Origin of the sequence: Bacteroides sp. AM32-11AC, from assembly GCF_003603515.1 — a bacterium.
GTDB classification, from domain to species: Bacteria; Bacteroidota; Bacteroidia; order Bacteroidales; family Bacteroidaceae; genus Bacteroides; species Bacteroides uniformis.
Map to the genome: position 1 here is coordinate 52729 of NZ_QTNH01000010.1, position 25074 is coordinate 77802.

Genomic DNA, 25074 nt, shown 5'->3' on the forward strand with positions numbered 1-25074 from the left:
TGCATAGATGCCCAATAACCATTTTCACCTTTCCACTTCCCATTAGAACGGATATCCCACAGCAAAGTGGAAGGCAAAATCGCGGCTGAATTTAGGATGGATAATGGGATAACGGTCTTTTTTCTTCTCATACGCCGGATTGACGGCCTTCATACCCCCGTCGAAACGCAATACAAAGAAATCCAAGTCAAGACGCAATCCTAAACCATATGCCACAGCAATCTGTTTATAGAACTTGTCAAATTCAAACTGACCTCCCGGCTGGTCTTTATAATCCCGTATTGTCCAGATATTCCCGGCATCTACAAAGAGGGCTCCTCTGAATTTCCAGAACAACCGTGTGCGGTATTCAATGCTGGCATCCAGCTTGATGTCTCCCGACTGGTTCATGAAGTTATTATCGCCGGGGAAAGAACCGGGCCCCAAATCACGTACAGACCATCCGCGCACACTGTTGGCGCCGCCGGAGAAGTAGCGCTTCTCAAATGGAAGCATTGTTGCATTGCCGTATGGAATGGCAATACCGGCACCAAAATGAAATGCCAATGAATTGCGGTTGTCAATGACCAGATTCTTGGCAAAGTCAAAATCGCCTTTCAGGTATTGGGCAAAAGGAATGTTCAACAAAGTGTATTCCCCCGATGCATTCTTTTTCATTCCTCCGAGCTTTGCCACAGCATACAACAAGTTACCCGCCGATTCAAAATTGAGGCGGATGGTATAGGAATTTCCGATACCGGAGTTATTCATCAATGCTCTTCCGGCACTGTTGTAGATATAGCTATAGCCGGTGCGGACAATAAAGCGGTCTTCATAATTGTATTTGAGGATGTAGTTCTCGTCTTTCTCCAGATAATCCTCTTTGAATGTCTGGTCTATGCTGGGCATATACAGATAGTTGATGTCCAGCAAATCAATGCGATGCTGCGAACGCTGTTGTTGTACCCCCCATTTGTAGCTCCATCCGGCAGATGCTACAATGCGCGTGAATTCGGGTCTCATCTGGTAGTTATATTGCAATCCGAATTCTGTAGTAGCCCTTATCCTCCGCTTGAAATCGCTGGATACAAAGGGAAACATAAACCGTGGGAAGTTGATGGTTGCTTCCGCACCTAATTCTATGTAGTCTTGATTCAAGGAGCTCTGCAAACCGGACACAGCCTCGTATGCCCCACGTAGTTTGAACATGAATGTTTCGGAACCTTTGAACATGTTGCGGTGCTGAAAAGCCACCGAAGCGGCAGCTCCCAGGTCGCCGGCAGAGTTTGTGCCTTCCACTTCAAAGGATACGGACTGATGCTTGCCTCTGGTCAGCATCACATAGGCGTTGAGCTTTGCACTGTCACTCTGTTGCACTTCAAAAAAACGGATATTGGTATATTTCAGGGCTTGCAGGCGTCCGTAGTTGGAGTAGGTACGCTGCACGTTCTGCTCGTTATAGAGAGTTCCCGGAGTGATGCGCAGATTGTTGGTCAGCACTTTGGGGCGCAGATAAAGCTTGTCTTTGTAGTAGATGGGAAAGCCTTTGTAATGCAATGAATCATTCACCTCGATGCTGTTCTGGGTGGATGCCTGCAACACATTATAATCGGTAATGAAACTCACTTTATTGATAGTGTATTGCCGGTGATTCTGCGGCGTATCCTCGTTATGCTGTCTGTATGGAGCCAAATGCAGTGTCAAATCTACCAGATAAGAATTACGGACAGTATCCGCAGTATAGGATATGTACTCTTTATTGAACTTGTAATATCCATTCTGAAGCAGTTTGTTTGTGATGCGCTGGCGTTCTGCATCCAGTACATTGACATCAAAATACATGCCTTCGGATAATAAGGTTACTGCGGAATCCTGCCGCATGTATTCCTTTATTTTACTGTCCTGGATATCATATTTCAAGGTACGAACTTTATAGGGCTTGCCGGTTGTCACTTTATAGACCAACTTCATCTTTTTCTTCTTGACTTGGCGTACCGGTTCCACCAGGGCGCCCATATAGCCCATATTCTGCACAGCCTTAGTGATTTCTTCCCTGGTCCGGTTGGTTTCCTCCTCACTGTATATGACCGGGGCATCACCTAATTTCCTCAATGTACGGTTTATCCAGCGTGTAGAGTCCCGTCCGGACCAGTTGTAGACATACAACTGGGTCTTTATCAGGCTGAACCACTTCGCATTGGGATTCTGGCGGATGTACATGGAGAGATTGGATGGTTTTACTTCCTTATTATCAGTATGTATGCGCACTTCATCCAGCAAATACGAGCCGTCCGGCACATATTTGGTAGAAGAACAGGAAGCCAACAAAAGTACGATAGTAGTAAGTATCGCGTAGCGGAAACCTTTATTCATACCGAGTCATTAATTGCGCATAAACAGCTACAAATATACTTGTATTTTTTTGTTCCCGAAATAAAAAACGCCGGAAGAGTGCAGAGTTTTTGATTATATTGAAATAATCACGTATTTTTGTCAAATGATAACATGTGTGTCCTATGGCATTAAGTAAAAATCGCATTAAATATATCCACTCGTTGGAGCAGAAAAAGAACCGGAAGGCCGACAAGGTATTTCTGGCAGAAGGACCTAAACTCGTAGGGGATTTGTTGGGACATTTTCCTTGTCAGTTCTTGCTGGCAACTTCAGAATGGCTTTCCCGGAACCGCCCTCTCTCCACCGTAACGGATGTCACGGAAGTATCGGAGGAGGAACTTTCGCGTGCCAGCCTGCTGAAAACTCCCCAACAAGTGCTGGCTGTGTTCCGGCAGCCGGATGAGGAGACGGATATTTCCGTCATCAGCCACTCCCTCTGTCTGGCTTTGGATGATGTGCAAGACCCCGGTAACCTGGGAACGATTGTCCGCCTTGCTGATTGGTTTGGGATAGAGCATATTTTCTGTTCGCCCAACACGGTGGATATCTATAATCCCAAAACTGTGCAGGCCACGATGGGAGGTATCGCACGCGTCAGACTGCATTATACTCCCCTACCCGAGTTCATCCGCTCACTGAAGGATATTCCCGTTTACGGCACTTTCCTGGACGGAGAGAATATGTACGGACAACCGCTTTCGAAAAATGGGCTGATTGTGATGGGTAATGAAGGAAATGGCATCGGAAAAGAAGTGGAGGCACTCATCAACCGCAAACTATACATACCGAATTATCCCGCCAGCCGTGAGACCTCGGAGTCATTGAACGTGGCTATTGCCACAGCAGTAGTTTGCGCTGAGTTCCGGCGCCAGGCTGCATTGTAGTAAAATCAAAAGGAAAAAACAACCAGGGAATCAAATAAGGCAATTCTTCCTCGATAACCGGAGGGATTGCCGTCAGTATATTGCAGCACGTATCAAAATGAGGATAGTCTGTTTCCACCTCCGTAAGCAAAGCTATGACTCCCGGTAGCCATTCCGTATTCTCCACCTCTTCTGTCAATGGGAAGATACGTGATACACATTGTCCTTCACCTATCTCCACCACATATTGTTTCAGATAGCCATGCCCGGGAAGAAACAGAAAATGGGAAGCGTAGCGTTTCATGCTTTCGGACGGGGACGTATGGTTCTGGGAGTCGTGGTATTTTCCTGCTCCTGAATTTCCAGAGGTTTCAATTTCTCAGGTTTTCCGATACTGTCTTTGCGAAGGGAGTCTGTCGCCTGCTGAAGGCTGTCCTTTGGGGCAATGACCAAGCTGTCCGTGGCGTGATAGCGCATCAGTGAGATACGGTCTGCCAGCAAAGGCTGTGGAGTCTCCTGCTGCGGATAATAGATGAACCCGCGTATTTCCTTGATTTCTCCTAAAGTATCGGCAAACAAGGTGAGCGTTTCCACACCTGTGTCTTGTACTTTCCGAATGGCACTGATGACACTGTCATTCTTTTCGTAAAGAATCTGCATCGCCATCAACGGAGCATGTATGCTGTCCGGTGCACCGTTGTGGAAACGGAAGCGCACGCTCCAGCGCAGCGTGTCACGGTCGTGGAAATTGGTGTCTGATGGCAACGTAAACGTTATCTTGTTGTCCAGGGGCATACCCGTCAACTGATAGATATGCTGCCATATCCACACGTCGATACTGTCTCCGGGAAGTGATTCTTTCGGCTTGTTGTCACGCAGGGCAATCAAGTGGTTGATACCGTCTCTCTCGGCTTTCAACCGTACATTCACTTTCTCGTAGATTTTGGTAAGTACTTCCGGGTTACGGGCAAACCAGACCATAGAAGAGTCAAAATCGGCCTGAGTAATGCCATATTTCTTGAAAACCGATTCAATGTATAGCACCCGCTTATAACTTTCGTTATACGGCACTTCTTCACCCATAGCTTTGGCTATGTGATAATCATAAAGCACGTTTTCCATCTTGGCATCCGGAAGGACGGTTTCAGGTCTTTTCACCTTACAAGCCGTCAGACTGAACACCAGAAGGACTACGCTACACCATTGAATTCGATTTATTCCTTTCATGATTTCTTTATGGCAGCATGATAGGCATCATTGAAGTCCTTGCCGTAGAACAACAGCAAAGCAATGATACCGCAACTGATTGCTGCATCCGCAAAATTGAATATCGGGCTGAAGAAAATGAAATGTTCTCCACCGACAAACGGCATCCATGCGGGCCAGTTTGTATCAATGATGGGGAAATAGAACATATCCACCACCTTGCCATGGAACCACGGGGCATATCCCCCTCCTTCAGGCATGAAGGAGGCTATCTGCGAATGGGTGCTTTCGTTGAACAGCACGCCATAGAACACACTGTCGACAATGTTTCCCAAGGCTCCCGTCAAGACCAAAGACACACAGATGATAAATCCGGTCTTCATGCCTTGCTTCACGAACTTGTACAGAAACCAGCCAATGACCGTGACTGCAGCAATGCGGAACAAGGTCAGGAACAGTTTGGCGAATATTTCCATACCGAAAGCCATACCACTATTCTCGGTAAAGTATATATAGAACCAATCCGTAATCCGGATACTCTCATGCCAGTACATGTGGGTCTTTATCCAAATCTTGATAATTTGGTCTATAACCAATACCGAAAATATGATAAGGCAGGCTATCCGGCCCTTCGTAAAGAATTTACCCATTTTTATTTCTTGCCGTTGTTTTTAGCTTCGATGCTCAAAGTGGCATGGGGCACTGCACGAAGGCGCTCTGCCGGTATCAGTTTGCCGGTTTCGCGGCAAATGCCATATGTTTTGTTCTCAATGCGCACCAAAGCAGCCTGCAATCCTTGGATGAACTTCAACTGGCGTTGGGCCAGACGTGTGGTTTCTTCCTTGGATAAGGTGTTGGCACCTTCTTCCAGTACTTTGTACGTAGGAGATGTATCGTCGGTGTCATTACCGTCTGCACCCGTCAGGCTGGCCTTTAACAGTTCATAGTCACGTTGTGCCAACTCTAACTTCTCCATAATGATAGCGCGGAATTCTTCCAATTCAGCATCTGAGTATCTAGTCTTTTCTGCCATAACTTTTACGTGTTAATCAGGGTTAGTATTTAATTATTCTTTCACAACGCTCACGTACAGCGAGAAATCGTCGAAGTTCAGTTCTGTACCATTTTCTACGTTGTCTGCCAGCGTCAGTGAAGTTCCTAAAACTTGGTTGCGAATATAGTCATTATATTCATTTACCGCATCATCTGTTTGAGGATTTTTTGATAATGTAATCTTTATTTTATCTGTTATCTCAAAACCGCTCGACTTGCGGATATTCTGAATGCGGTTTACCAGCTCGCGTGCAATACCCTCACGGCGCAGCTCTTCGGTAACGGTAACTTCCAGAGCCACGGTCAGTTTGCCCTCGTTGGCAACCAGCCATCCCGGAATATCCTCACTGAAGATTTCCACATCTGCCGTTTCAATCACGGCTTCTGCACCGTCCAGATTGAACGTATAAGAGCCTTTCTTCTCCAGCTCGGCAATGGCTTCCTGGGACATTTCTGCCACAGCAGCAGCCACGGCTTTCATCTGCTTACCGAATTTCGGTCCCAGCTTCTTGAAGTCGCATTTCACTTTCTTTACCAGTACACCGGCAGCACCGTCCACAAACTGGATTTCTTTCACATTCACCTCGTTCATGATAAGTGCTTTCACAGCCTCGATGTGTGCACGCTGTTCTTCATCCACTACCGGTATCATGATACACTGAAGCGGTTGGCGGACTTTGATGTTCACCTTGCGGCGCAGTGCCAATACCATGGAAGTGACGTCTTGTGCCATCTGCATGCGGACTTCCAATCCCTTGTCTATCATTTCCTCCTTATATTCGGGGAACTTGGCAAGGTGTACGGAAACCACATTGTCGCGTCCCGTAGCTGCAATCAGGTCGGAATAGAGCATATCAGCATAGAACGGAGCGATGGGTGCCATCAGCTTAGCCACGGTTTCGAGGCATGTATAGAGTGTCTGGAATGCAGAGAGCTTGTCCTGCGTCATACCACCGCCCCAGAAACGTTTGCGGTTCAGGCGGACATACCAGTTGGAGAGGTTGTCGTTCACGAATTCGGAAATGAGACGTCCTGCCTTTGTAGGCTCGTATTCATTGTAGCAGGTATCCACGTTCTTCACCAGCGTATTCAGCACGGAGAGAATCCAGCGGTCTATCTCGGGACGTTCCGTCATGGGCACGTCGGCTTCCTTGTATTCAAATTCGTCAACATTGGCATAGAGGGCGAAGAATGAATAGGTGTTATAGAGTGTTCCGAAGAACTTGCGGCGCACCTCTTCCACGCCATCCACGTCGAACTTGAGATTGTCCCACGGAGAGGAGTTGGTAATCATGTACCAGCGCAACGGGTCGGACCCGTATTTCTCGATGGTCGAGAAGGGGTCTACGGCATTGCCCAGACGCTTGGACATCTTGTTACCATTTTTGTCGAGCACCAAGCCGTTGGAAATGACAGCCTTATAAGAAATACTGTCGAACACCATTGTAGCGATGGCGTGCAACGTGAAGAACCAACCGCGTGTCTGGTCCACCCCTTCGGCGATGAAATCGGCAGGATATACCTGGTGGCTATCCAGCAGTTCCTTATTCTCGAACGGATAGTGTATCTGTGCATAAGGCATGGCACCGGAATCGAACCAAACGTCAATCAAGTCCGTTTCGCGTTTCATCGGCTTGCCGTCTTTGGAAACAAGGATGACATCGTCCACGTAAGGACGGTGCAAGTCTATCTTGTCATAATTCTCTTTGGTATATACACCCGGCTGGAAGCCCTTCTCCTTGTAAGGATTGGACTGCATCAAGCCGGCAGCTACGGATTTCTCTATTTCGTTGTAAAGTTCTTCTACAGACTCGATACACTTTTCCTCGCTATTGTCCTCTGTACGCCAGATGGGCAGCGGAGTACCCCAGTAGCGTGAACGGCTGAGGTTCCAGTCATTCAGGTTTTCCAGCCACTTGCCGAAACGTCCCGTACCGGTGCTTTCCGGCTTCCAGTTGATGGTCTTGTTCAACTCTATCATACGTTCCTTGCAAGCGGTGCTGCGGATAAACCAGCTATCCAGCGGATAGTACAATACGGGTTTGTCCGTACGCCAGCAGTGCGGATAATTGTGTACATGCTTTTCTATCTTGAATGCCTGGCGGGCGGCTTTCATCATCATGCAGAGTTCGATATCCAATGATTCGGCAGCTTGTGCAGCCTGCTCATCATACTTGCCGTCTACGGTGAATTGAGGGTCATAGGCATTCTTTACCCACTTGCCCTGATAGTCTTTGTAAAGGTCTGCATTGACACATGCCTTTACAAACTCCTCGTCCAGTTCGTCAATCAAGAAGAACTTACCGGTGAGGTCTACCATCGGGCGGGTCTCACCCTTCTTGTTTATCATGAACAAGGACGGTATACCTGCAGCGCGTGCCACAAAAGCATCGTCCGCACCAAAGGTCGGGGCAATGTGTACGATACCCGTACCGTCTTCAGTCGTCACATAGTCACCAGAAATTACACGGAAACCTTTGTCGCTGGGAGTCCAGCTACCGTCTTCGGCAACGTCTATCGGTTTCACCCAAGGGATGAGCTGTTCGTACTCCATACCTACCAAATCGGGGCCTTTGTACTCACCTACTATCTTGAAAGGTATCAGCTTATCACCCGGCTTATAATCCTCTAATGCAATGTCTTCCGCTTTTTTGTTGAAGTGAGTGTAGAGCAGTGCTTTTGCCAAGACAACAGTCATCTTCTCACCGCTATATCCGTTGTAAGTCTGTACGGCCACGTAGTCTATCTTGGGACCGACGCAGAGCGCAGTGTTGCTGGGCAACGTCCACGGAGTAGTGGTCCATGCCAGGAAGTAAGGAGTTCCCCACTCTGCCATTTCCGGTTTCGGATGCTTCATCTTGAACTGTGCCACCATGGTCGTGTCTTTTACGTCACGGTAACATCCGGGCTGGTTCAACTCGTGCGAGCTGAGTCCGGTTCCGGCAGCAGGAGAATAAGGTTGTATGGTATACCCTTTATAAAGGAGTCCTTTCTTATAGAGCTGTTTCAGCAGCCACCACAAGGTTTCGATGTAGCGGTTGTCGTAGGTGATATACGGGTCCGTCATGTCCACCCAGTAGCCCATCTTGTGCGTCAAGTCTTCCCATTCCTTGGTGAACTTCATGACGTCCTTGCGGCAGGCAGCATTGTATTCTGCTACGGAAATAGTCTTGCCAATATCCTCTTTCGTAATGCCGAGTGCTTTTTCCACACCCAGTTCCACGGGCAGTCCATGAGTATCCCATCCGGCCTTACGCTTTACTTGGAACCCCTTCATCGTTTTGTAACGGCAGAAAATGTCCTTAATGGAGCGAGCCATTACGTGGTGAATGCCCGGCATACCATTGGCCGAGGGAGGTCCTTCGAAAAATACGAAAGAAGGACAACCTTCACGTTCTGTCATACTCTTGGCGAAAACCTGGTTTTCGTCCCATTTCTTCAACACTTTTCCGTTCACTTCGGAAAGGTCGAGCTTCGAATATTCGGCAAACTTCTTACCCATCTTGATATTTACTATTTGACAATTTACAATTTACGATTGAAGATACTCTTGATAGGCATTTGGTACGTCAAAAGCTACCTTCTCCATTTTAAGGGTGCAAATTTACAAAAAACTTAAATACAAGAGACTTTTTAAGAACAAAAAAATATGCAGGTACGATTTTAAAAAATATTCGCTCACTCAACACTGTCCCTCTTTTCTCTTTTCCCGAATTAGTACATAGAAGTGCATTTGTAGATGTCGTTTGGGGCAATGCAGGGTTCCCTAAGCAAAAAACGACAAAAAACGCAGAATTTGCCAAAACCTACCCCCTGAAAACTACGTTGAAAACAACAAATGAGAGGGCTATTTTGCTGAGTTCAACAAATGGTATGTAGAATTCTGCGAATGCTATTGCTGCAATCAGCAATAAGCGTGCAGAGAACAGCATGGGAAAGAATAATAAAGTATTATATTAAAAGAAATAATAACAGCATCATCAGCGGATAGACTTCAACTGTTGCTGCTGTAACTATAATGCAAGGTGAAATAATTAAGGTAATGATTCACCACTCCGAAACAATCCGATGTCTCATCGAAAGAGAGAAAGTAATACATCAGGTTTTCGGGTTCTTTCTTTTGGGTCAGGATTTCGTCCACATAGGCAAGAAAGGCGTTTTTGATGCTGTTATCGTTGTAGTAGTCTGCCAACTTTGCCAGTTTACGTTCTATGGGTTTGTTATGCTGCAATTGCATGGCAGATTTCGAGCGTTCAGGCTTCACATCTCCGGTCAGTCCCCCATCATTATAGTATTGGCGGCGCTCGTCATAGACTTGGCTCAGCAGTTGATAGATTCGGGCGGCAGCCTCGTGATTTATGGCGGAGGCAGGCTTCAGTTGTTCTTCCTTGCTCTTCTTCTGCATAGTGGCGTGGTAGGCAAAGTAGAGGATGAAGTCACGGAAGAGCGTGGTTTGGGGCATGATGATTTCTACCAGGACATCCACGTCGGCAAGTACACTGAAGTCCACGGAGTAATAGCGGACACGTCCACGGGTGACGGAATTGACCTTTATGTCGGTTTTCAAGAAGCCCAAGGCCGAGAATTGCTTAATGATGACTTCCTGCCGGGTACGGCGGATACGGGTTTCTTCCTCTACACGCGCCTGGGAGTAATGGAAAGGCTTGTATTTAAAAGAAATCTGTTTTACTGTAAGCCAGTCGAACAGAATCAGCTCGTCGGGAGCCAGACGGTAGTTAAGTAATCGCAACACATTGATGCAGAGAGGTATTTCGGGAGCAGAGAGAGCTTTCTTGGCCATTGTTTCTGTTTTTTAGAATAAAAGTTTTGTAAAGATACGGATAAACTATGGAATTACCATCCGAAATGCCATACTTCATCGTCCCGGATGCCACACTTCAGCAGCTGAAATGCCACACTCCGTTGTCCGAAACCTATGGCATTCCGGACGATGAAGTGTGGCATTTCGGAGAATAAGGTGTGGCATTGGAGGCAACCGAGTGTGGCATTCGGGAAAGTCATCTTTTCATCTTCACCTCGTACAAATCGCCTCTCCGGTCTTTCAAGTTGCGTACACTGCCGTAGGTATGCAGTTCATTCAGCAAGTCCAGATCCACATCCGACACAAGAATCATTTCGGTATTCGGAGTGGCTTCCGCACGCTTGCCGTCTGTGGGGAAAGCGAAGTCGCAGGGAGTGAACACGCCGGACTGGGCATACTGGATGTCCATGTTGTGCACGCGGGGAAGATTGCCTACACTGCCGGCTATCACTACAAAGCACTCGTTTTCGATGGCACGAGCATGGGCGCACACCTTTACGCGGCTGTAAGCATTCTGCGTATCGGTAAGGAAAGGAACAAAGAGTATCTGCATGCCTTGGTCTGCCATGATGCGGCTCAGTTCGGGGAACTCTACATCGTAGCATATCAGCACGCCTATCTTAGCACAGTCCGTATCGAAAGTTTGGATGGACTTGCCTCCGCTCAGTCCCCAGGACTTTATCTCGTCGGGAGTGACATGTATCTTTTCGTACATTTCATAACTTCCGTCACGTCGGCAGAGGAATCCTACGTTGTATAGCAGCCCGTCTTCCTTGATAAGCGGCATACTGCCCGTAATAATGTTGATGTTATAGCTGATGGCGAGCTTGACGAAACGCTCCTTGATTTCCTCGGTATAGGCCGCCAGCCCGCGGATAGCCTGCGACTCGCCCTCGTTGTTGAATTTTGCCATCAACGGTGCGTTGAAGTATTCGGGAAAAAGGACAAAGTCACTCTTGTAGTCGCTCACGGCATCCACAAAAAATTCCACTTGCTCAAAAAGGTCATCCAGTGTCTTGTAGGTACGCATCTGCCATTGTACCAAGCCTACGCGGACAGTGGTTTTGGGGTTTACATAGTCTTGTGTGGGAGCCTGATAGTAGATATTGTCCCATTGCAGCAGGCAGGCGTAGTGCTTGGACTCCTCATCATTGGGAAGGTAGTTGCGCATCACCTTTCGCACGTGGAAGTCGTTAGAGAGCTGAAAGGTCAGCACCGGGTCGAAGATCTCCTTTTGCTTCACCTTATCTATGTACTCCTTGGGGCGGATTTGATCGGCATATTTGTAGTAGTTGGGGATACGTCCGCCAAACATGATTGCCTTCAGGTTCAATGTCTCGCAAAGTTCCTTGCGGTATTCATACATACGGCGTGCCAGACGCAGGCCACGGTATTGGGGATGGATAAAGACTTCGATGCCATAAAGTATGTTGCCTTTCGGATTGTGGGTGTTGAAAGTCTCCTTGCCCGTAACCTGGGCGTAAGTGTGGTCGTTCTTCACATCATCGTAGTTCACTATGATGGAAAGCGCACAGCCCACGATTTTCTCGTCAACCACCGTCACAATCTGCCCCTCGGGGAAGATGCGTATCAGTTTTTCTATTTGTTTGTGCGTCCAGAACACATCGCTTCCGTCTGAATAAACGCGCGTAAACGATTGTGCCAACTGGTCATAATCTTCAATCTGCAGATTGCGTATCTGCACCTTATTGATTTTCATTGAATCCATAACTTTCTTGCTATTCCTGATTAAAAACAGTGCAAAGGTACGGTTTATCCTTACATGTTATCTTCCCCTCCGAAGATTTTTCTTTCCCATCTTGAACGGATAAGGGAAAAGATACGGAATTGATAACAAAAAGAGGAGGCATTCATCAGGCCTCCTCTTTCCCGTCTTATATGGACAGTTTCAATGACGGTCTTATCTATTGTTTCTTCTATTCTTCCACAGCTTGGTCATGTCTTCCAGTGTCTTGCCTTTCGTTTCGGGAACAAGCTTCCAGACAAACAGAGCAGCCACCACACAGATGATTCCGTATAAGCCATAAGCAAACATGTGCCCGAACTTGTCTCCCATATCTCCCAAACTCATATTGTACATAGGTACGAAGGTGGAAGATACAATGAAATTGAATATCCATTGGAAGGCTACGGCAATGGCTACTGCAGCGCCACGGATGGTATTCGGGAAGATTTCAGCAATCAGTACCCAGCAGATGGGGCCCCAGCTGAACATGAACGAAGCACTGTAGACCATGATGCTGACAACAGCCAACATGGGAGGAAGCCCTGCCACAACGTTGCAAAGAGCTACTCCGAAAGCACCTATCGCCATGCCGATAGACCCCGAGATGAGCAGCGGTTTACGTCCCCATTTCTCGACTGTAAAGACAGCCAGCAACGTGAACAGAATATTGATGATACCCATGATGACGGTTTGAACCATCGGGTTGCCCATTCCCATCGTTTCGAAGATACGCGGTGCGAAATAGAGTACGGCGTTGATACCTACCGCTTGCTGGAATACACTCAGCATGATACCGATAAAGATAACCATCCAGCCATAAGTGAAAAGCTTTTCCGTCTTTTCCTCTGCCGTGGCTTTGATTTGAGACAGAATAACCTTTGCCTGAGCCAAGCCGTTGATACGGCTTAACACCTGGAGTGCCTTATCATCCTTGCCACTCATGGCAAGATAGCGTGGCGTTTCGGGAACAAACAGTACGAGCAACGCAAAGACTCCTGCAGGAACAGCCTCACTGACAAACATCAGACGCCATCCTATCTCTGTGGTCCATGCTGCCGCTTCGGGATTCAGAATCTGGTTGACTCCTTCAATGGCCTTTATCACCGGATTTGAATTCTCGCCCAGAATAAGGAAATTCACGAAGTAAACCACCAACTGGCCGAAGATAATGGCAAACTGATTCCATGATACCAGAGTCCCGCGAATGTTGCTCGGCGCAATTTCCGCAATATACATCGGGCAGATGGCCGATGCCAAACCTACGCCGATTCCTCCCAATACACGGTAGAAATTGAATGCCACGAGCAAGGAATAGGAAGGAACACCATAGTCGAAGAAAAGGAATTCCGGGTAGTAGGAGCCCAATGCCGACAGAAAGAACAAGACGCCGGCTATGAAAAGAGAATTCTTACGTCCCAGATTGGATGCGAAGAATCCCGAAAGAGCACTACCGATGATACATCCGATAAGTGCACTGGAAGAGGTAATGCCGTGAATCGTATCTGTGTAGACAAAATCGGAGGCACCCATAAAAAATGCCTGAAGCCCTTTATCGGCACCGGATATGACTGCTGTATCGTAGCCGAAAAGCAAGCCCCCGATGACGGCTACCAGCACAATAGAGAAGAGGTAGAGTTTACTGCCTTTTTCTGTATAATTCATGATATTAATGATTAATGGTTAATGATTAGCGATTAATGATTAGCGATTAATGATTAATATTGAAACACCTCATGCGCAACTTATTAACCACTAATCACTAAACATTGATCATTATTAGCAGTACATATTCACGATTGCCTCATACAATTCCTGCTTGCCGCTGGTCTGTTTCGGCTCACCGTTGGCTTTTGCGTAAGCTACCAAATCCTCCAGCGTCAGTTTGCCATCTTCAAATTCCTTGCCTTTACCACTGTCGAAGGAAGCATAGCGGTCGGCCAGCATCTTCTTGTAAGGAGACTCTTCAAGCAATTTGGCTGCACTTTCCAGTGCACGTGCCATCACGTCCATACCGGCGATGTGGGCAATGAAAATGTCTTCCAGGTCGGTGGAGTTGCGACGGGTCTTGGCATCGAAGTTTGTACCACCATTGCCAAAGCCTCCGTTACGGATGATTTGCATCATTGCCTGGGTCAGTTCGAAGTTGTCAATGGGGAACTGGTCTGTATCCCAGCCGTTCTGGTAGTCACCACGGTTGGCGTCGATGGAGCCGAGCATACCGTTGTCTACGGCTACTGCGAGTTCGTGCTCGAAGGTGTGGCCCGCCAAAGTAGCGTGGTTCACTTCGATGTTCACCTTGAAATCTTTGTCCAGATTGTGAGCCTTCAAGAAGCCGATAACGGTTTCGGTGTCTACATCATACTGGTGTTTTGTAGGTTCCATCGGTTTCGGTTCAATCAAGAAGGTACCTTTGAAGCCGCGGGCACGTGCATAGTCGCGGGCGATGGTCAACATCTGTGCGAGGTGCTCTTTCTCACGCTTCTGGTCTGTATTCAGCAATGACATGTAGCCTTCGCGACCGCCCCAGAATACATAGTTTGAGCCTCCCAGTTCGATAGTAGCGTCGATGGCGTTTTTGATTTGGATGGCGGCACGTGCCACAACATCGAAATCGGGATTGGTGGCTGCACCATTCATGTAGCGGGCATGGCCGAATACGTTGGCAGTACCCCACAACAGTTTGATGCCGGTTTCTGCTTGTTTCTGCTTGGCATACGCTACGATTTCCTTCAAGTTGGCTTCGTATTCTTCAATGGTCTCGGCTTCTTCGCAGAGGTCTACATCGTGGAAGCAGTAGTATTCGATACCCATTTTCTGCATGAATTCAAAGCCGGCGTCCATTTTGTTCTTGGCAGCCTGAACCTTGTCAGCCTCACCGTTCCAGGGGAATTTCTTTGTTCCGCCACCGAATTGGTCACCACCTTCTGCGCAAAGAGTGTGCCACCATGCCATGGCGAACTTCAGCCATTCGCTCATTTTCTTACCCATGATTACTTTATCGGCATCGTAATAACGGAATGCCATCGGGTTCTTGCTCTCTTTACCTTCGAATTTAATCTTTCCTATTCCGGGAAAATACTCTTTTGTTGCCATAAGAATTTAATGTTTTAATGTGAGAATGTGCCAATGACAGACACATTCATCACGGGGTTAATTATTAATTTATTGTTTTAACGTGCTAACGTTTTAATGTGCACATTAGCACATTACCCAGTGTTTCCAGCGCGCATATGCGTCGGCATAAGCCTGGCGGTCTGCCACTTTCGGCTCTATCACCTCGAGCTTCTCAAGCGTGGCAAATGCTTCGTTGTTGTCCTTGTATATGCCCACACCGATTCCGGCGCCTTTGGCGGCACCTACAGAGCCGTCGGTATCATACAGTTCGATGACAGCTCCCGTCACACCGGCCAATGTCTCGCGGAACAGCGGGCTGAGGAACATATTAGCCTTGCCTGCATGAATTTTCTGCACGGGAATGCCCATTTGTTCCATGATGTCGATTCCATATTTAAAGGAAAAAACGATGCCTTCCTGTGCTGCACGGATGATATGCTGTTTGCCGTGCTGGTTGAAGTTGATGCCATGAATGGAGCAGCCTATTTCCTTGTTCTCCAGCATACGCTCCGCACCGTTTCCAAAGGGCAGGATACTGATACCGGCACTGCCGATGGGAGCTTGCGCCGCCAGCAGATTCATATCGCTGTAGGAGATGCCTTCGGGAGCAACGGTGCGTTTTACCCATGAATTGAGAATGCCCGTACCATTGATGCACAGCAGAACACCCAGACGGGTTTGCCCGGCAGCATGGTTGACGTGTGCAAAGGTGTTGACACGTGACTTGGGGTCGTAGTTCACCTCACCGTTCACGCCGTATACCACGCCGGACGTTCCGGCGGTAGAAGCAATTTCACCCGGATTGAATACATTCAGGGAAAGGGCATTGTTGGGCTGGTCGCCGGCACGGTAAGTGATAGGCGTACCTTCTTTCAGACCCAGCTCTGCGGCTGCAGCAGCATTGACACGTCCCTGCTCGGAGAAAGTCGGTTTGATGTCGGCAATCAGAGAGGAGTCGAATCCATAATAGTCCATCAGAAAGTCGGCAACCCGGTTGTTCTTGAAATCCCAGAACATCCCTTCGGACAAACCGGACACCGTGGTACAGATGGTACCGCTCAACTTCATGGCGATATAGTCGCCCGGCAGCATTATCTTATGAATCTTTTCGTAAACGGAAGGCTCATTCTCCTTAATCCAAGCCAGTTTGGAGGCCGTGAAGTTGCCCGGAGAATTCAGCAGATGTGAAAGGCAAGTCTCCTCTCCCAATGTTTCGAAAGCCTTTTGTCCGTAGGGCACGGCTCTGGAGTCGCACCAGATAATGGCAGGACGCAACACCTGCTGGTTTTTATCTACACATACCAAGCCATGCATCTGATAAGAGATACCGATCGCCTTGATGTCTTCTGCGTTTACTCCGGATTCTGCCAATACCGCTTGTGTGGCCAGTTTCAAGTTTTCCCACCAGTTTCCGGGGTCTTGCTCTGCCCAGCCGGGCTTCACTGCGATAATTTCCGCTTCAGTCTTGGGGAAGAAGGCAGACGATACACACTTGCCGCTTTCCGCATTTACCAGACTCGCTTTTACAGACGAGCTGCCGATGTCATAACCTAATAAATACATTTCTATCAATATTAAAATGAAAGTGATATGAAGAATTTACAATCCGGCTACCGTCGGATTTTATTGTATATCTTTTTGTCGAAACGGTAGTAGCGTGCCGCCCGGTGGGCCACGCCCTGCTGTTTTTCTTCCAGGGGGACGACATACTCCATCAAGGCAATTTTTTTATGGAAATTGCGTACGTCGTACTGCTTGTCATACACCAGTTCGTACAAAGTGCGAAGCTGGGATGCGGTGAACTTACGCGGCAACAAGTCGAACAGTGAAGACGGGTTGAACTCGACGTACTGACGGACATAGGTAATGGCTTCCTTGATAATCAGGTTGTGGTCGAATGCCAGAGCCTTTATATCCGGCATGGCTACCCAACTGGCTTGATAATTGTCCAAATCACGGTTCAATGCGCGGTCTATCTTCACCAGGGAAAGATAGGCTATGGTGACAATACGCTCCACCCTGGACTGCATGGCACGTTCCAGCCAATGTACATCTCTGGGGTCCTTCGTACGGTTTTTTGAGCCGAATGCCTTGAATTGCATCAGATTGACGTTCTTCAGCCCCGTCAATTCATTCAACACCCGTTTGGCAGCTTCATCCAAATCCTCATCCATGTAAATCAAACTTCCGGGAAGCTTCATATCATGAAAGATTTCTCCTTCTTCCTCTCCTGCACGCTTAATCAGCAGAACCTTTAGCTGTTCTCCGTCAAAACCAATCACTACACAGTCCACAGAGATATGATTGTTTGCCAACGGCGTTTTTTGTTCTATGTTTTGCATAATATATCTCGTTAAGCGCTGCAAATATAAATAGGTTTTTCTAATTTGCAATAAAGGAAAAGAATATTTTTATAATGTTATAAAGCATTATTTTTCAACTGAATACATATCTTACTTTATACAATATCATTTTCAGTTGTTATCGTATGGAATACAATATGTAATTTACAAGAATATACAAGAGGTCTAATTGTAGGAAGTACAATAAGGAGAAAGTGTTTCATTTATAAGTATTTCAGCCTCCGGATACCACAGAAGGCCCAAGCATACATATTGTATTTTAGCTTCCCTCCTTAAAGTAAGGGCATTGCACAAAAAACATCCGTTTGTGCGGTGAATATCAGAAAAACCTCTACCTTTGCAGCACTTTTTATTTAAACACTAAAAAACGAGTAAATATGAAAGCATTTGTATTTCCGGGTCAAGGTGCCCAATTCGTTGGCATGGGAAAGGACCTGTACGAAAATTCGGCATTAGCCAAGGAACTTTTTGAGAAAGCAAATGATATCCTCGGGTATCGTATTACTGATATTATGTTCAACGGAACAGATGAAGACCTGCGCCAGACTAAAGTTACCCAACCTGCCGTGTTCCTTCATTCCGTTATTTCCGCCCTCTGCATGGGCGATGACTTTAAGCCGGAGATGACCGCCGGTCACTCATTGGGCGAGTTCTCTGCCTTGGTTGCTGCCGGTGCACTGAGCTTTGAAGATGGTCTGAAACTGGTGTATGCCCGTGCCATGGCTATGCAAAAGGCTTGCGAGGCACAGCCCTCCACTATGGCAGCCATTATTGCCCTGCCGGATGAAAAGGTTGAGGAAATCTGCGCTCAAGTAAGTGCTGAAGGTGAAGTTTGCGTGGCAGCCAACTATAACTGCCCGGGACAGATTGTAATTTCCGGTTCCATAGAAGGTATCAACAAGGCTTGCGAACTGATGAAGGCTGCAGGTGCAAAGCGTGCTCTGCCGTTGAAGGTAGGCGGTGCGTTCCACTCTCCGCTGATGAACCCTGCCAAAGTTGAACTGGAAGCAGCCATCAATGCAACAGAAATCCATGCTCCGAAGTGCCCCGTATATCAGAATGTAGACGCTATGCCTCATACTGACCCGGTAGAAATCAAGAAGAACCTGGTGGCTCAGCTGACAGCATCGGTACGTTGGACGCAAACAGTGAAGAACATGGTTGCCGATGGTGCTACGGACTTCACAGAGTGCGGTCCTGGTGCAGTGCTGCAAGGTCTTATCAAGAAGATTGCACCGGAAGCTACGGCTCACGGGATTGCATAATTCCTTAAATAGAATATTTTCAAGGCTGTCTTTCTTCAAATAGACAGCCTTTCTTGTTTTAGTAGGCCATTTCCTTTATATTTGCCACTCACAACAAAATGGGATATATGGAAAAGATTACGGAGTTCAGAAATACCTTGGCAGTACCTATTCATAAGTTATCGATAGACTCTCTGGTACAAGAGGTATGCCTCTGCCCCGAGTATTTTGAAGATATATACCGATTGACATACGATGAAAAACAGACGGTGTCATGGCGGGCAATATGGGTATGCGAGAAATTGAGCGAAATCCATCCCGACTGGTTCATCCTACTGTACGATGAAATCATTCAACGGCTGATAGACTGCACGCACGACGGTTCCAAACGTCTCTTATTATCTATACTGTATAATATTCCCATCCCTACTCCAATCTCCGTCGATTTGCTGAATTACTGCCTGGACCACATGCTATCTCCGCAAGAAAGCATAGGAGTGCAAGCCCTTTCCATCAGAATAGCCTATCTGCTTTGCAGGAAGGAGCCGGAACTGCTGCAGGAATTGCAACTGATACTGGAAAATACAGAGCTTGATTTTTATTCAACTGGAGTCAGAACCACTGTTCGGAATACGCTGAAAAAGATACGTGCCACAAAGGGGCGCGAGTAAACAAAAAGTAATCACTGAAATAAAAAGTACGTTCTTTTGTTTTTTATTTCCGATTTTCCCTTACCTTTGTTGCCGTAAAGACAAAGGGGTGCCCCGACGGGCTGAGATTATACCCTCGAACCTGATGCAGTTAGTACTGCCGTAGGAATTGGATATTTCTTTCTTCACTGAACTTGCCGTAAAGACGCTTCTTTGTATTTACTTCCATTTGTTTTATTTCTTAATGAACAGAAAAATGAAAGTATTGGTCAACAACAAGGAAGTGAAAACCGGCGCCACTACCCTTTCACAACTTATCGAGGAACTTGCCCTACCGATGCAAGGCATTGCCGTGGCCGTAGACAACCGTATTGTACTTCGCACGGAATGGACAAAATGCATCCTGAGGGAATACATGCCCATCATCATTATCAAAGCAGCTTGCGGAGGGTGAGGAAGATGAAGGACGAGAGACTGAAAAACGGAGGAATGCAGTTCATCACGCACTATACGGAACGATATTCGTATCTGGATGCTGCACGCATGGCTCTTGAGGGCGGTTGCCGCTGGGTGCAACTGCGCATGAAAGACACCCCGGTGGAAACGATAGAACCCGTAGCTTTGGAAGTGCAGGCCCTTTGCCGGCAATACGGTGCCACCTTCATCATTGACGACCATGTGGAACTGGCAAAGAAGCTGCATGCCGACGGCGTACATCTTGGAAAGAAAGACATGCCCATAGCCGACGCACGCCGGATTCTGGGCGCGGAGTACATTATAGGCGGCACGGCAAATACCTTTGAGGATGTACTGCAACACTACAAAGCCGGTGCCGACTACATAGGCTGCGGCCCCTTCCGCTACACCACTACCAAGAAGAATCTGAGTCCGATATTGGGACTGGAAGGATATACAGCTATCATCCACCGGATGCAGGAGAAGGATATACACCTTCCGATAGTAGCCATCGGTGGAATAACCATAGCGGATATTCCAGCCGTTATGCAGACGGGGGTAAGCGGGATTGCCCTTTCGGGCACGGTACTGCATGCCGATAGTCCGGCAGATGAAATGAAAAGAATCATTTCTTTAATGGAGAATGAAAAATAAAGAATTAATATATGACGACTGATATGGAAAAATTAGTGATTGCGGAACGTGAGTTCAACTCCCGTCTGTTTTTAGGAACCGGAAAGTTCAATTCCGATGAAGTGATGGAGCAGTCTATCCTGGCATCCGGCACAGAAATGGTGACGGTAGCCATGAAACGCATTGAACTGGACAACAAGGAAGACAATATGCTGGTACACATACAGCATCCCGGTATCCAGCTTCTGCCCAACACCTCCGGCGTGCGCAATGCCGAAGAAGCTGTTTTTGCTGCACAGATGGCGCGTGAAGCTTTCGGCACGAACTGGCTGAAACTGGAGATACACCCCGACCCCCGCTATCTGTTGCCCGATTCTGTAGAGACGCTGAAAGCCACAGAAGAACTGGTCAAGTTAGGATTTGTGGTACTGCCCTATTGCCAGGCCGACCCCACACTGTGCAAGAGGCTGGAAGAAGCCGGTGCCGCCACCGTCATGCCGCTGGGTGCTCCTATCGGTACAAACAAAGGACTGCAGACAAGGGATTTCCTGAGAATAATCATCGAGCAAGCCAATATCCCCGTAGTGGTGGATGCCGGTATCGGTGCCCCGAGCCATGCGGCAGAGGCTATGGAAATGGGCGCTTCGGCTTGCCTGGTGAATACAGCCATTGCAGTGGCGGGCGACCCCGTGACCATGGCGGTAGCGTTCAAGCAGGCTGTAGAGGCAGGACGCATGGCATACGAAGCAGGTCTGGGCATACAGGCAGATAATTTTGTTGCGGAAGCCAGCTCACCGCTGACGGCTTTCTTGAATGAAAAATGACAAAACAGGGAGATTTACGATTAGACGATTTACGATTGAAGTTACTCATGCAATCATAAACCTACCGGTTGAGAGAGGTTGTTTAACAATACAAACTCCAATCGTAAATCGTAAATTGTCTAATCGTAAATCTCTACATAACAAAACCTAAAGAAAAATGAACCAGAAGATAAAATTCCCCCGTTCCGAGAAAGTATATTTGCCGGGCACCTTGTTTCCCGAATTGCGCGTAGCTATGCGCAAGGTGGAGCAAGTGCCCAGTACGAACTTCGTAGATGGAGAAAAGGTGATTACTCCGAATCCGGAAGTGTATGTGTATGATACCAGCGGACCGTTCAGCGACCCTGCCATTGAAGTGGATTTGAAGAAAGGGCTGCCCCGCCTGCGCGAACCATGGATACTGAAACGCGGCGATGTGGAGCAGCTTCCCGAAATAACGTCGGAGTACGGGCGCATGCGCCGCGACGACCGGTCGCTCGACTCTCTGCGCTTTGAGCATATCACCCTGCCCTACCGCGCCCTTCAAGGAAAATGCTGCACGCAGATGTACTATGCCAAACAAGGTATCATCACGCCTGAAATGGAGTATGTGGCGATTCGCGAGAACATGAACTGCGCGGAGCTGGGAATAGAGACGCACATCACACCGGAATTTGTACGCCAGGAGATTGCTGCCGGACGCGCCCTGCTTCCTGCCAACATCAACCATCCCGAAGCAGAGCCGATGATTATAGGCCGTAACTTCCTGGTGAAGATAAATACCAATATCGGAAACTCCGCCACCACCTCGGGCATCGAAGAAGAGGTAGAGAAAGCATTGTGGAGCTGCAAATGGGGCGGCGACACGCTGATGGACCTCTCCACGGGCGAGAACATACACGAAACGCGCGAATGGATTATCCGCAACTGTCCCGTTCCCGTGGGCACTGTCCCCATCTACCAGGCATTGGAGAAAGTGAACGGCAAGGTGGAAGACCTCACCTGGGAAATCTACCGCGACACCTTGATTGAACAATGCGAGCAGGGAGTGGACTACTTCACCATCCATGCCGGCATACGCCGCCACAATGTGCATCTGGCCGAGAAAAGGTTGTGCGGCATCGTGAGCCGTGGCGGCAGCATCATGAGCAAATGGTGCCTGGTGCACGACCGCGAGAGTTTCCTTTACGAACACTTTGATGACATTTGCGACATTCTGGCACAGTATGACGTTGCCATCTCTTTGGGAGACGGGCTGCGTCCGGGGTCTACGCACGATGCCAACGATGAAGCGCAGTTTGCAGAACTCGACACGATGGGCGAGCTTGTGCTGCGTGCTTGGGACAAGAATGTGCAGGCTTTCATCGAAGGTCCCGGCCACGTGCCCATGCACAAGATTAAGGAGAATATGGAGCGCCAGATAGAAAAATGCCACGATGCGCCTTTCTATACGCTCGGCCCCATCGTGACGGACATCGCACCGGGTTACGACCATATTACGTCTGCCATCGGCGCGGCACAGATAGGCTGGCTGGGTACGGCCATGCTCTGTTATGTCACCCCCAAAGAGCATCTGGCGCTGCCCGATAAGGAGGATGTGCGTGTAGGTGTCATCACCTATAAGATAGCCGCCCATGCCGCCGACCTGGCAAAAGGGCATCCCGGAGCACAAGTGCGTGACAATGCACTGAGCAAAGCACGTTATGAATTCCGCTGGAAAGACCAGTTTGACTTGTCGCTCGACCCGGAACGTGCGTTCAGCTATTTCCATGCAGGGAAGCATGTGGATGGGGAGTATTGCACGATGTGCGGACCAAACTTCTGTGCAATGCGGTTGTCGAGAGAATTAAAAAAGAAATAAATGGGAATTGATAGAGCACTATGTTTTCAGACGAATTAGAACATATATCCTGGGAGGAAACCACGGCACGCATCCATGCCAAGACAGATGCGGATGTACGCCGTGCCCTCTCCAAAGAACATTGTAATGTAGAGGACTTCATGGCCCTCATCTCACCCGCCGCTGCCCCCTATCTGGAGACGATGGCACGATTGAGCAAGAAATACACCGAGGCACGATTCGGGAAAACCATCTCCATGTTCGTGCCTCTTTACATCACGAATTCCTGCACCAACTCTTGCGTGTATTGCGGTTTCCATATCAGCAACCCCATGCCGCGTACCATACTGACGGAAGAAGAAATCGTGAACGAATACAAGGCCATCAAGAAGCTGGCACCTTTCGAGAATTTGCTGTTGGTGACGGGAGAAAATCCGGCCAAAGCAGGCGTGCCCTACATAGCCCGTGCACTGGACCTGGCAAAACCCTACTTCAGCAATCTGAAAATAGAAGTGATGCCCTTAAAAACGGAAGAGTATGCAACGCTGAAAGAACACGGCATGAATGGCGTGATTTGTTTTCAAGAAACCTACCACAAGTCGAATTACAACATCTACCACCCCCGTGGCATGAAGTCCAAATTCGAATGGCGTGTCAATGGTTTCGACCGCATGGGGCAGGCAGGCGTCCATTCCATCGGCATGGGAGTGCTCATCGGTCTGGAGAAAGAATGGCGGACAGACATCACCATGATGGCTTATCACCTGCGCTATCTCCAGAAACATTATTGGCAAACGAAATACAGCGTCAACTTCCCCCGTATGCGTCCTTCGGAGAACGGCGGCTTCCAGCCCAATGTCATCATGAGCGACCGCGAACTGGCACAAGTCACTTTCGCCATGCGCATCTTCGACCATGATGTAGACATCTCCTACTCCACCCGCGAGCCTGCCGATATACGCGACCATATGGCAACACTCGGTGTGACAACCATGAGCGCCGAAAGCAAGACCGAACCGGGAGGATATTACAGCTATCCGCAAACACTGGAACAGTTTCATGTCAGCGACGAGCGCAAGGCTGTGGAAGTGGACAAAGCATTGAAACGCCTGGGGCGCGAACCAGTGTGGAAAGATTGGGATGCGAGTTTTGATTTGAAGGCTTTCAAGAGATGAGTGACCGAATACAGAACCTTAATAACAATGAACAAATGAACCGATATGCCAGACAAACGTCCCTTCCCGAAATAGGCGAAGCCGGACAAGAGAAACTGCGTAATGCCAAGGTGTTGATAGTCGGTGTGGGAGGATTAGGTTCTCCCATTGCCCTCTATCTGGCGGGAGCAGGAGTCGGAACGCTGGGATTGGTGGACGATGACCAAGTCAGCATCAGTAATCTTCAACGTCAGGTTCTGTATGCTGAAGCTGACCTTGGGCAGCCTAAACCTCTATGTGGCGCCCGTAGAGTGCAGGGTTTGAACAGCGATGTAAACGTGGAAGTATACCCCTTCCGTCTGGACAAGAAGAATGCCGGAGAACTGATAAGGAACTACGATATAGTGGTAGACGGGTGCGACAACTTCGCTACCCGCTACTTGCTGAATGACGTATGCAACGCTTGGGGCAAGCCCTACGTTTATGGTGCCATTCAAGGCTTTGAAGGCCAAGTATCCGTTTTCTGCTACGGTGAAGGTGCGAAGACTTACCGTGACCTCTATCCGGATGAAGAAGGGACACTGCTCATGCCGTCTCCGGACAAATCGGTTATCGGCGTAACCCCTGCCATTGTGGGTAGCGTAGAAGCCAATGAAGTGTTGAAACTGATTTGTGGCTACGGCGAACCCTTGGCTGGAAAGCTATGGACGATTGATTTAAGGACCATGCAGTCGTATATTCTCTCATTATAGC

The 25074-nt window shown here is 48.2% G+C and carries 22 protein-coding genes and 1 riboswitch; of the genes, 10 read left to right on the top strand and 12 right to left on the bottom strand.

All coding sequences use genetic code 11. The features are described 5' to 3' along the window. Window positions 1–42: 42 nt before the first annotated feature. Window positions 43–2352 (bottom strand): BamA/TamA family outer membrane protein, encoded by a 2310-nt coding sequence (locus tag DW800_RS12020; protein ID WP_016273748.1) that lies wholly within the window; start codon window positions 2350–2352, stop codon window positions 43–45. A gap of 143 nt (window positions 2353–2495) precedes the next feature. Between DW800_RS12020 and DW800_RS12025 the strand changes: the two genes are divergently transcribed. Next, window positions 2496–3257, top strand: coding sequence for a TrmH family RNA methyltransferase (locus DW800_RS12025; RefSeq protein WP_008664596.1), 762 nt, complete (start codon window positions 2496–2498; stop codon window positions 3255–3257). On the opposite strand, the gene DW800_RS12030 is transcribed toward DW800_RS12025, so the two are convergent. The 6 genes from DW800_RS12030 to DW800_RS12055 form a co-directional block, all read right to left on the bottom strand. Beyond that, window positions 3205–3540, bottom strand: a complete 336-nt coding sequence (locus DW800_RS12030; protein ID WP_005837115.1) for a hypothetical protein — start codon at window positions 3538–3540, stop codon at window positions 3205–3207. The genes DW800_RS12025 and DW800_RS12030 overlap by 53 nt on opposite strands. Continuing rightward, window positions 3537–4463, bottom strand: coding sequence for a DUF4296 domain-containing protein (locus tag DW800_RS12035; protein ID WP_005825524.1), 927 nt, complete (start codon window positions 4461–4463; stop codon window positions 3537–3539). Before DW800_RS12035 ends, DW800_RS12030 begins: the two co-directional genes overlap by 4 nt. After that, on the bottom strand, window positions 4460–5092 hold the full coding sequence (locus DW800_RS12040) for a lipoprotein signal peptidase (RefSeq protein ID WP_005825525.1): 633 nt from the start codon (window positions 5090–5092) through the stop codon (window positions 4460–4462). Before DW800_RS12040 ends, DW800_RS12035 begins: the two co-directional genes overlap by 4 nt. Window positions 5093–5094: 2 nt before the next feature. Next, on the bottom strand, window positions 5095–5475 hold the full coding sequence (locus DW800_RS12045) for a TraR/DksA family transcriptional regulator (RefSeq protein ID WP_004290962.1): 381 nt from the start codon (window positions 5473–5475) through the stop codon (window positions 5095–5097). 33 nt (window positions 5476–5508) lie between these two features. Next, complete coding sequence (gene ileS, locus DW800_RS12050; RefSeq protein ID WP_057258614.1) at window positions 5509–8997, bottom strand: isoleucine--tRNA ligase; 3489 nt, start codon at window positions 8995–8997, stop codon at window positions 5509–5511. A gap of 492 nt (window positions 8998–9489) precedes the next feature. Further along, window positions 9490–10296 (bottom strand): hypothetical protein, encoded by an 807-nt coding sequence (locus DW800_RS12055; RefSeq protein WP_005825533.1) that lies wholly within the window; start codon window positions 10294–10296, stop codon window positions 9490–9492. A gap of 47 nt (window positions 10297–10343) precedes the next feature. Between DW800_RS12055 and DW800_RS20055 the strand changes: the two genes are divergently transcribed. Beyond that, window positions 10344–10472: a hypothetical protein gene (locus DW800_RS20055; protein WP_005837113.1), complete on the top strand. Its 129-nt coding sequence runs from the start codon at window positions 10344–10346 to the stop codon at window positions 10470–10472. A gap of 41 nt (window positions 10473–10513) precedes the next feature. Here DW800_RS20055 and DW800_RS12060 read toward each other — a convergent pair whose 3' ends face one another. The 5 genes from DW800_RS12060 to DW800_RS12080 all read right to left on the bottom strand — a co-directional run bounded on the left by DW800_RS12060 (window position 10514) and on the right by DW800_RS12080 (window position 17520). Beyond that, the gene (locus DW800_RS12060) at window positions 10514–12046 is read right to left on the bottom strand and encodes a carbon-nitrogen hydrolase family protein (protein WP_005825535.1); all 1533 of its coding nucleotides are present in this window, start codon (window positions 12044–12046) and stop codon (window positions 10514–10516) included. Window positions 12047–12238: 192 nt separating this feature from the next. Then, window positions 12239–13726 carry a D-xylose transporter XylE gene (xylE, locus tag DW800_RS12065; protein WP_005825537.1) on the bottom strand — a complete coding sequence of 496 codons (1488 nt, stop codon included), beginning with the start codon at window positions 13724–13726 and terminating at the stop codon, window positions 12239–12241. Between the two features lie 114 nt (window positions 13727–13840). Next, window positions 13841–15157 (bottom strand): xylose isomerase, encoded by a 1317-nt coding sequence (gene xylA, locus DW800_RS12070; protein WP_005825539.1) that lies wholly within the window; start codon window positions 15155–15157, stop codon window positions 13841–13843. Between the two features lie 105 nt (window positions 15158–15262). Then, window positions 15263–16741, bottom strand: a complete 1479-nt coding sequence (locus tag DW800_RS12075; RefSeq protein WP_005825540.1) for a xylulokinase — start codon at window positions 16739–16741, stop codon at window positions 15263–15265. Between the two features lie 47 nt (window positions 16742–16788). Continuing rightward, window positions 16789–17520: an NUDIX hydrolase gene (locus DW800_RS12080; protein ID WP_034523179.1), complete on the bottom strand. Its 732-nt coding sequence runs from the start codon at window positions 17518–17520 to the stop codon at window positions 16789–16791. 398 nt (window positions 17521–17918) lie between these two features. Here DW800_RS12080 and fabD point away from each other — a divergent pair, with 398 nt between their 5' ends. From fabD to DW800_RS12125, 8 genes are all read left to right on the top strand, one after another. Next, entirely contained in the window at window positions 17919–18806 is an 888-nt protein-coding gene (gene fabD / locus DW800_RS12090) for an ACP S-malonyltransferase (RefSeq protein ID WP_005825542.1), read from the top strand. 107 nt (window positions 18807–18913) lie between these two features. Then, window positions 18914–19456: a hypothetical protein gene (locus DW800_RS12095; RefSeq protein ID WP_044467742.1), complete on the top strand. Its 543-nt coding sequence runs from the start codon at window positions 18914–18916 to the stop codon at window positions 19454–19456. A gap of 74 nt (window positions 19457–19530) precedes the next feature. Next, window positions 19531–19621, top strand: a riboswitch (TPP riboswitch). A 70-nt stretch (window positions 19622–19691) separates the two neighbouring features. Then, window positions 19692–19889: a sulfur carrier protein ThiS gene (gene thiS, locus DW800_RS12100; protein ID WP_005837106.1), complete on the top strand. Its 198-nt coding sequence runs from the start codon at window positions 19692–19694 to the stop codon at window positions 19887–19889. 5 nt (window positions 19890–19894) lie between these two features. Further along, window positions 19895–20545, top strand: coding sequence for a thiamine phosphate synthase (locus DW800_RS12105; protein ID WP_022402453.1), 651 nt, complete (start codon window positions 19895–19897; stop codon window positions 20543–20545). 23 nt (window positions 20546–20568) lie between these two features. Continuing rightward, the gene (locus tag DW800_RS12110) at window positions 20569–21348 is read left to right on the top strand and encodes a thiazole synthase (protein ID WP_009038437.1); all 780 of its coding nucleotides are present in this window, start codon (window positions 20569–20571) and stop codon (window positions 21346–21348) included. Window positions 21349–21505: 157 nt separating this feature from the next. Further along, window positions 21506–23188 (top strand): phosphomethylpyrimidine synthase ThiC, encoded by a 1683-nt coding sequence (gene thiC, locus DW800_RS12115; RefSeq protein ID WP_117588841.1) that lies wholly within the window; start codon window positions 21506–21508, stop codon window positions 23186–23188. Window positions 23189–23208: 20 nt separating this feature from the next. After that, entirely contained in the window at window positions 23209–24342 is a 1134-nt protein-coding gene (gene thiH, locus DW800_RS12120) for a 2-iminoacetate synthase ThiH (RefSeq protein ID WP_008664609.1), read from the top strand. A gap of 35 nt (window positions 24343–24377) precedes the next feature. After that, window positions 24378–25073: a HesA/MoeB/ThiF family protein gene (locus DW800_RS12125; RefSeq protein ID WP_119958123.1), complete on the top strand. Its 696-nt coding sequence runs from the start codon at window positions 24378–24380 to the stop codon at window positions 25071–25073. Window position 25074 lies beyond the last annotated feature (1 nt).